The sequence below is a fragment of the Flavobacterium sp. genome, from assembly GCF_044348915.1.
In the GTDB taxonomy this organism is placed as follows: Bacteria; Bacteroidota; Bacteroidia; order Flavobacteriales; family Flavobacteriaceae; genus Flavobacterium.
The window spans coordinates 1-8,308 of record NZ_JBIKRX010000106.1 but is presented as its reverse complement, the minus strand read 5'-3'; the positions used below and the strand labels follow the sequence as shown (position 1 = coordinate 8,308).

6 protein-coding genes and 1 tRNA gene are annotated in these 8,308 nt (G+C 37.5%); 1 reads left to right on the top strand and 6 read right to left on the bottom strand.

What is annotated here, in order from left to right; all coding sequences use genetic code 11:
* Window positions 1-320: 320 nt before the first annotated feature.
* The 6 genes from bioB to ACIQ1E_RS12910 form a co-directional block, all read right to left on the bottom strand.
* Window positions 321-1,421, bottom strand: a complete 1,101-nt coding sequence (gene bioB, locus ACIQ1E_RS12935) for a biotin synthase BioB (RefSeq protein ID WP_396171724.1) — start codon at window positions 1,419-1,421, stop codon at window positions 321-323.
* 498 nt (window positions 1,422-1,919) lie between these two features.
* On the bottom strand, window positions 1,920-2,849 hold the full coding sequence (locus ACIQ1E_RS12930) for a bifunctional riboflavin kinase/FAD synthetase (protein WP_396171723.1): 930 nt from the start codon (window positions 2,847-2,849) through the stop codon (window positions 1,920-1,922).
* 99 nt (window positions 2,850-2,948) lie between these two features.
* The gene (locus ACIQ1E_RS12925; RefSeq protein WP_396171722.1) at window positions 2,949-5,042 is read right to left on the bottom strand and encodes a M43 family zinc metalloprotease; all 2,094 of its coding nucleotides are present in this window, start codon (window positions 5,040-5,042) and stop codon (window positions 2,949-2,951) included.
* Between the two features lie 108 nt (window positions 5,043-5,150).
* Window positions 5,151-5,777 (bottom strand): aminoacyl-tRNA hydrolase, encoded by a 627-nt coding sequence (gene pth, locus ACIQ1E_RS12920; protein ID WP_396171721.1) that lies wholly within the window; start codon window positions 5,775-5,777, stop codon window positions 5,151-5,153.
* 273 nt (window positions 5,778-6,050) lie between these two features.
* The gene (locus ACIQ1E_RS12915) at window positions 6,051-6,659 is read right to left on the bottom strand and encodes a 50S ribosomal protein L25/general stress protein Ctc (protein WP_396171720.1); all 609 of its coding nucleotides are present in this window, start codon (window positions 6,657-6,659) and stop codon (window positions 6,051-6,053) included.
* 66 nt (window positions 6,660-6,725) lie between these two features.
* Window positions 6,726-7,667, bottom strand: coding sequence for a ribose-phosphate pyrophosphokinase (locus ACIQ1E_RS12910; RefSeq protein WP_396171719.1), 942 nt, complete (start codon window positions 7,665-7,667; stop codon window positions 6,726-6,728).
* Between the two features lie 411 nt (window positions 7,668-8,078).
* On the opposite strand from ACIQ1E_RS12910, the gene ACIQ1E_RS12905 reads away from it, so the two are divergent.
* A tRNA-Leu gene (locus ACIQ1E_RS12905) sits at window positions 8,079-8,158 on the top strand.
* The last annotated feature ends 150 nt before the right edge of the window (window positions 8,159-8,308 follow it).

Below are 8,308 nucleotides of genomic sequence, written 5' to 3'. Positions count from 1 at the left end.
AACTACGATTCAACCAAATCAAAGAGCAAATTGTTCTTTGGCTCGAATTTTTACTGCTTATTTTTGCAGATGTATTTTTGGTAAAAAATCTAAAAACTCAAAAAGTGGGTTCTTAAGGAATGACTATCTATTGCTAATGCAGCATCAAGTTCTCAAACGTTACTAGTTAAAACTACTTTACAAAATGGTCAGATAGTGACAGAGAAAATCGTCTATTAATTTGGAGCAACTTCACAAAAAGATCCCGCTAATTACGAATTTGTAACTAGCGGGATTTTTATTTTAAGATAGGATAAATAATTCAATTATCCGTTTTGTTCTTAATTTTTAAGAGCCTCTTTTCCTTTGATAGTAGCCTCTACATTTCTTTCAATAGTATGACCAGGGCGAGACCATTTTGGTTTTTCACCAAGTGGAGCAAATTGTGAATCGGCTGCTTCTACACTTTCTCGTTGGCTTACTTTAGCAAATGGGGCTTGGTTTTTCAATCCCAAAATCTCGAACATTCTCATATCCTCGTTGAGGTCATTATTTGGCGTAGTAAGCAATTTATCTCCTGAAAAAATTGAATTGGCTCCAGCAAAAAAGCACATTGCTTGTCCTTCGCGACTCCAATTGATTCTTCCAGCCGAAAGGCGTACTTGGGTTTCTGGCATCACAATTCGGGTCGTAGCTACCATTCGAATCATTTCCCAAATTTCTACTGATTTTTCATCTTCAAGTGGCGTTCCTTCTACAGGAACCAAAGCATTGATTGGCACCGATTCAGGCTGTGGATCAAGGGTAGAAAGTGCCACTAGCATCCCGGCACGGTCTTCGATGTTTTCGCCCATTCCTATGATTCCACCACTACAAACAGTAATGTTGGTTTTACGCACATTTTCGATAGTTTGCAAACGGTCTTCAAAACCGCGAGTCGAAATCACTTCTTTATAATATTCCTCAGAGGTGTCTATATTGTGGTTGTAAGCATACAATCCGGCTTCTGCCAATCGTTGCGCTTGGTTTTCGGTAATCATACCCAAAGTACAGCACACTTCCATATCCATTTTGTTGATGGTACGAACCATTTCAAGAACTTGGTCAAATTCAGGACCGTCTTTTACATTACGCCAAGCTGCTCCCATACAAACTCGCGATGAACCCCCTTCTTTTGCTTTTTCAGCTTGCACTTTTACATCTTCGACAGTCATAAAAGGATTGGTTTCAATAGAGGTATGATAGCGTTTCGCTTGCGGACAATAGCCACAATCTTCAGAACATCCGCCTGTCTTCAATGATATCAAAGTTGATATCTGAACCACATTCGGATCGTGATGTTCTCTGTGAATTGTCGCTGCCTCGTAAAGCAACTCCATCAATGGTTTGTTATATATAGCGATAATTTCTTCTTTGGTCCAGTCGTGTCTTGTGATACTCATCGATTATGTTTTTTTGTGTGTCAAAAGTAATTAAATTGTTGCAATCAAGCAAAGATGTGGTCTTGAAATAAAAGAAAGAGTAGAAGGTAATATTATCTATATCCAACGGTTTCAACCGTTGGATATTAAATTGTTGCAATCAAGCAAAGATGTGGTCTTGAAATAAAAGAAAGAGTAGAAGGTAATATTATCTATAGCCAACGGTTTCAACCGTTGGATATTAAATTGTTCCAATCAAGCAAAGATGTGGTCTTGAAATAAAGGAAAGAATAGAAGGTAATATTATCTATAGCCTACGGTTTCAACCGTTGGCGAATTTTGAGAATTTTTATCTATAGCCAACGGTTGAAACCGTTGGCGAATTTTAGGATTAATGGACATTGCCGTCTCGTTGATATTTGTTTAATACATGAAGGCCACATAAGTCATACATGATTGCAGTGAGCCGCAACAAAACACTAAAAACAAGATCAATTCAAAATCAGTGACGAACCAATTTCACAACGTATTTATAAATGCTAAAGAGGATTCTTTGTCTTTTTCTAATTGCGCTTTTAGCAATGCAACGGAGCCGAATTTTTGTTCTGAGCGCAAATATTTTAAAATGGAAACCCTTATTTCTTGATCGTACAAATCGCCATCAAAGTCAAAATAGTGCACTTCAACAGATAGTTTATTTCCAGAAACGGTAGGATTAAATCCAATATTCATCATTCCGAAAACAGTCTTTTTGTTGATGCTACTTTTTACAACGTAAACCCCATTAGAGGGAATAAGTTTGTCATTTTCTTCGATTTGAAGGTTGGCTGTAGGAATCCCGATGGTTCTTCCCAGTTGTTTTCCTTTGGTGACAATCCCTGTTAAGAAGTATTCGTAACCTAAATAATCGTTGGCCAAAGTTATATTCCCTTCGGTCAAAGCAGTTCTTATTTTGGTCGAACTTATCGAAACATCTTCTATTTCCTGAACGGATATTTGTTCTACTTCAAAATCGTATTTTTCGCCAAAAGCGATTAAGTCGTCGATATTTGCGGTTCTATTTTTGCCAAAGCGGTGGTCATGACCGATAATTATTTTCTGAATATGGAATTGATCTACCAGTACAGTTTTCACAAATTCCTCGGCTGTAAGTTGCGAAAATGTTTCGTCAAAAGGATGGATAACCAAATTTTGAATCCCGATCGATGCTAATAAATCTATTTTTTCGCGAATCGTGTTGAGGATTTTTACTTCTGATTCTCCTTGCAACACCATTTTTGGATGCGGATAAAAAGTAAGTACAAGACTTTCGTATTTGTCTTCTTCGGTATTCTGAGTTAGTTTTTCAAGGATTTTTCTATGGCCAAGGTGTACCCCATCAAAAGTACCCAGCGTAAGAATGGTTTTTTTTGAGCAATGGAATTCATTTATAGAATTGAAAATCTTCAAAGCATTTGTTTTTAGAATGCTGCAAATTTATGCTTTTAAAGCAGATAAAAAAAAGAGGATTGACACAAATCAATCCTCTCATAATCTATTGTATTCAAACTATTCTTTAATAAATTGTAATGTTTTTGTTTGAGTGTCTTTGGTAATATTTATAAAATAAACACCATTACTCAAAGAGCAGGTGTTTAGAGATAAATCACTTGCTGTAGCAACTTCTTTTCGGCTAATGATTTGACCTAAACTGTTGTTGATAGTTAAGCTGTTAGGCAAACCATATTCGCTCGGAATGTTCACGTTTATATAATCTTTGGTCGGATTTGGATACAAGTATATATCATTTGCACTATCAAATGAAGCTGTTGCCAAGGTATTTGTCGTAAAATGACGGTTCTCAATAAATTCATAAGAGGCACCTGAAGCTATAGTAGTTAATCCATCAACCGATTTTATATTGTAAAAACCATTTCCGCCGGCACAACAAATCCCGTCACCTTGTGAATCTCGGATGGTGAAAGTATAACATTGGTTGTTGGCCAAAGTCCAGTTTTGAGTTATTAAAGCAGGCAAGGGCAAAATCTCACTTGGTTTGTCAGTATAAGGTCCTCCCTGATGTATAATGTTGCCATTTTTGTCTTTTAAATCCCACTCTATTTCAGCTCCCCAAAAATCTTGTTGTAAATTGAATACATAATTAGTAAAAGTATAATTCACCGGAGAGAATGTTTCTGTGTCCGTATTGTTGCTTGTTCTTTGGTCCGTGGTGCTATTTGTTGTTCCGATACTTGCGGTCAAAATGCCATAGGAAGCAGTATTTACTAAAGTAACCATCGTAGTTTGATTTGGAGCCAACGATCCTGTCCAAGCTTGAACTTGATTTGTTCCTCCTGCGATAGAATAATTTATTGTTGCAACTGTAAGTGTAGTTGTACCTCTATTAGCGAGTGTTATCTTTTTATTGGTTGGTGCTGGTAACGATGCGCAATCTGACACATTTACTAAAGAGTAATCAGTTTCGATTTTTAGTTCGGCATCATTGGCAAACAGTGGAATTGCAGTGCCTTTATTTGAAGTTTTGAGGCTCACTCTTCTGGGAGAATTGGCCATCACGGTGGTCATTCTTGTTTTTTGGTCCAAGGTAAAAATGTTCATACAAGTATCATTGGTATAATCCATGTAGTTTTCGGGCATATCATTACCTGGCGAAGAGGGACAAGTGTCATAAATTGATGTACAAGTGTAGTGTTCCCATCCTACTTGTGGAGTATCTGCGCAATAGTCTGTTGCATCACAATCTGGCTTGTTGGTATCTTCATCACCGTCGCCGTCTCCCCAAATATGTCTTAAGCCTAGAAAATGCCCCACTTCGTGAGACATCGTTCTTCCTTTGTTGTAAGGTGCTGCTAATATAAAGGATCCCCCAAAGTCGTTGCTACCAAAAATATCGAAACTTCCCACGACACCATCCGTATTTGCTGCGCCATTTGAAGCGCTAATGCCTGGCAAGGTCGAAGCGTCTGGAAATTGAGCATAGCCTAGCAAGGTGTCGTCTGAGAATTTTACCGTCCACATATTGAGATATTGGTTCGGATCCCAAATTGTGGCTGGTTTTACTGTTGATTCAATGCCAACATCTTCCCAAGATGGCTGAGCAAAGTTTATTCTTTCAATCCCATTAGTGGGGTTTCCGTTAGGATCCACTTTAGCTAAAACGAATTCGATTTCAACATCTGCTCCAACGGGATTTGAATTAAACCCAGGAGTGCCGGTTTGTTTTCTATAATCTTCGTTCAATACTTTAATCTGCGATAGCACTTGGGCATCGGTAATATTGGGAGCAACGCCTATGGCTTCGCCTCCATGAATAACGTGAACTACTACGGGAATAGTAATTACAGTTCCAGCTGTTTTAGAGCTAGTTTTCATTGCTTTATGTTTGGCAATAAGAGGTGAAAGCCAGTTTTCAAACTGCGCATTAGACATTCTGTTTGGGTTTTTTTCTTGCAGAAATTGCTCGTATTCTACAGTTGCACAACGAATAATTCCATTGTTGGGATTATTGTTTTTAGTGGTCACTGATTTTCCGAATAGGGTTTTGTCAGATGGTTTTTTATCTTGGCTGTAAGTACTTCCTAGAGTTACTATCCCGAAAAAGAAAACACTAAGTTTAATAGAAAGGGGAGCGTATATTTTCATATTCTAAAAAATTTGGTCAAAGTTAAAAATTTTGCTAATGTATAATAATTTTGCAAACATTTTTGTGTTATGCCAGCAATTTAGCATTGATTGTCTGAAACGGATGATTTATTTTCCGTTAAATGTGGACATGGTATTTTCTATTCCAGCAGTTCCAAAGGATTTTATAATTTCTGAAGCTAATTCTAAGCGCTCGGGAAGAGCCGTTTTTTCGGTATCGTCCCATTCGCCAAGGACATAATCGACTTGTTTTCCTTTTTTGAATTCATCGCTGATGCCAAATCGAAATCGAATATAATCGGTTGTGTTTAATGTGGTTTGAATGCTTTTGAGTCCGTTGTGGCCGCCATCACTTCCTTTTTTTCGAATGCGAATGGTTCCGAAGGATAGGTTCAAATCATCGGTGATAATCATCAGGTTTTCGAGAGGAATATTTTCCTTGTCCATCCAATATTTTACAGCTTTTCCGCTTAGATTCATATAGGTATTGGGTTTCAAAAGCAAATAAGTTCTTCCTTTGAATTTATATTCGGCAAGTGCACCGAGTTTCACGGTTTCGAAGTTGATGGCCTCTTTTCTAGCCAAAAAATCGACTACTTTAAAGCCAATATTGTGTCGGGTATTGACATATTCGGCACCAATGTTACCCAAGCCGACGATTAAAAATTTCTTCATGTTATCTATTTTGTCCTCTGTTTTTGTGTTTGAAAACAAGTTGTTGAACCATTTTAGCATACTGCAAAAGTAAACTTAATTTTTTAATTTTTTTAAAGCTTCCGGCCTTCGAAAAGGTTGACGATTTGGAGCTGGCTTTGGAATTCTTATTTTGAAAAAGAATGGTGGTTTATAGCCCTGATGGGAACGGCATCCTTTTGTTCTGGGGTTCAGAACAAAAGATACAGTGTACAGCAGGAGCAAAAGTTCTTGTGAAACCCAATAGTGGTGCTCCCTAAAACAAAAAAAGCACCAGTTGTACAACTGATGCTTTCTTGAATAGTTCGAGAAATATTATTTTTTCTTTTTCCCTGCAGGTGCTTTTGCTGCTTTTGCTGCTTCTTGAGCTGCTTTCATAGCGGCACGTGAGATCTTCACTTGACAAATTACGGTATTGTCTGGGTGCATTAACTTGAAGTTGTTTGTTTCAACTTTAGTTACATACAACTTGTTACCCATTTGAAGTTCAGAAATGTTGGCTTCAATAAAATCAGGTAGATTTTTAGGCAAAGCTTTTACTTTTAATCTTCTTTGGTTCAAACGTAAATCACCTCCTAATAATACACCTGGTGATGTTCCAACAATTTTAACTGGAACTTCCATAGTGATTTCTTTGCTTTCGTTTAATTGAAAGAAGTCAATGTGTAAAATTTTGTCAGACACTGGGTGTACCTGAATGTCTTGTAATACAGCATTGAATGTTTTTTCACCAAGATCAATCACAACTGTGTGTGCGTTTGGAGTGTAAACCAATGATTTGAATGCTCTTTCGTCTGCTGAAAAATGCACTGGTTGATTTCCTCCGTATAACACGCAAGGAACCGCTCCAGCATTACGTAAGGCTTTAGTAGCAACTTTGCCCACGCTTTCTCTTTCTGATCCTTTAATTGTAATCGATTTCATTTTAAAAAATTTATATAGTTAATTATTAAACTCTTGTTCATATTCCCCCTTTTCGGGCTAGTGGGTTTACATCAAAAACTTCCCGCTAATGGAATTGTTGTGGTGTACCATGTACATTACTTCTGCAAAAAGGGGTGCACAACTCACCACTCTTATCTTTTTGGATTCCTTCTTTAACGGAATAGAATCGGTAACAATTAATTCGACTAATTTCGAATTTTCTATTTTTTCGTAAGCAGCACCCGATAAAATGGCGTGCGTACAAATGGCTCTAACGCTCAATGCTCCTTTTTCGATCATCAAATCGGCGGCTTTCGCCAATGTGCCTCCGGTATCGATCATGTCGTCTACCAAGATCACATTTTTACCTTTTACTTCACCTATCAGCTCCATAGTGTCGATGATGTTGGCTGCTTTTCGTTGCTTATAACAAATTACCACTTCCGATTCTAAAAACTTAGAATAGGCATAAGCTCTTTTTGAACCACCCATATCAGGCGAAGCTATGGTTAGATTTTCCAATCCCAAACTATTTACATACGGCAAAAAGATGGTCGAAGCAAAAAGGTGGTCAACAGGTTTTTCAAAGAATCCTTGAATTTGGTCTGCATGCAAATCCATCGTCATAATTCTTGTTGCGCCGGCTGTTTCTAATAATTTAGCCACTAATTTAGCTCCAATTGGAACTCTTGGTTTGTCTTTTCTATCTTGTCTTGCCCAACCAAAATAAGGCATTACTGCTGTAATATGTCTTGCCGAAGCACGTTTTGCCGCATCAATCATTAGTAACAATTCCATCAAATTATCTGCACTTGGGAATGTTGAACAAACAATAAATACGCGTAAACCACGTATTGATTCTTCGTATGATGGCTGATATTCTCCATCACTATATCTCGACATGGTTGCTTTGCCTAAAGGAATTCCATATTCTTTGGCTATTTGCTCAGCGAGATAAACACTTTGTGAACACGCAAAAATTTTAGCTTCTGGCTCTAAGTGGGACATTTAGTTCGTTGTTTTTTATCCTCGGCGATTTACACCAATCTGATTAAAATTCAGATAAATATAAAAGCCTCGAATGTAGTTAGTTAGTGTGTTTCGTTTTATCGAGGTGCAAATTTAGGAATAAAATTGAACTCTGAAAGGAAAATTTCGAGTATTTTTATTAGAAACATTAATATTATTTTTTACATTTGCACCGTGTTAAAGAAAATGGGTTGTTTTTTTATAAAAAAATCTCTTTTTAATGCGTTGAAATAACTGTTGTTATTTCTGTCTGCTAAGCCCGGATGACTGTTTTACTTTTATTATTTTTAAAAATAAATCAGAAATTCTTTAAGCTGCAATTGCCCGGATGACTGTTTTACTTTTATTTTTTTTTAAAAATAAATCAGAAATTCTTAAAGCAACTAATTTGCCCGGATGGCGGAATTGGTAGACGCGCTGGTCTCAAACACCTGTGGGAAACCGTGCCGGTTCGACTCCGGCTCCGGGTACAAAGGTCGCCTTTTTGGCGGCCTTTTTTTGTTGTGCGCTACGCATACCATATATCTATAGGGTGTAAATCCCGAACGAGCCTGCCAATGGGAATCGTTAGCCAAGAGCAAGGGTGTCTACCGTGAGGTAGAATCTGAAGGAAGCTGGAG

Coding starts and splice junctions, on each gene's coding strand:
- bioB (WP_396171724.1), bottom strand. CDS start 1,421: ATGAGTATCACAAGACACGACTGGACCAAAGAAGAAATTATCGCTATA.
- ACIQ1E_RS12910 (WP_396171719.1), bottom strand. CDS start 7,667: ATGTCCCACTTAGAGCCAGAAGCTAAAATTTTTGCGTGTTCACAAAGT.
- ACIQ1E_RS12925 (WP_396171722.1), bottom strand. CDS start 5,042: ATGAAAATATACGCTCCCCTTTCTATTAAACTTAGTGTTTTCTTTTTC.
- ACIQ1E_RS12915 (WP_396171720.1), bottom strand. CDS start 6,659: ATGAAATCGATTACAATTAAAGGATCAGAAAGAGAAAGCGTGGGCAAA.
- pth (WP_396171721.1), bottom strand. CDS start 5,777: ATGCTAAAATGGTTCAACAACTTGTTTTCAAACACAAAAACAGAGGAC.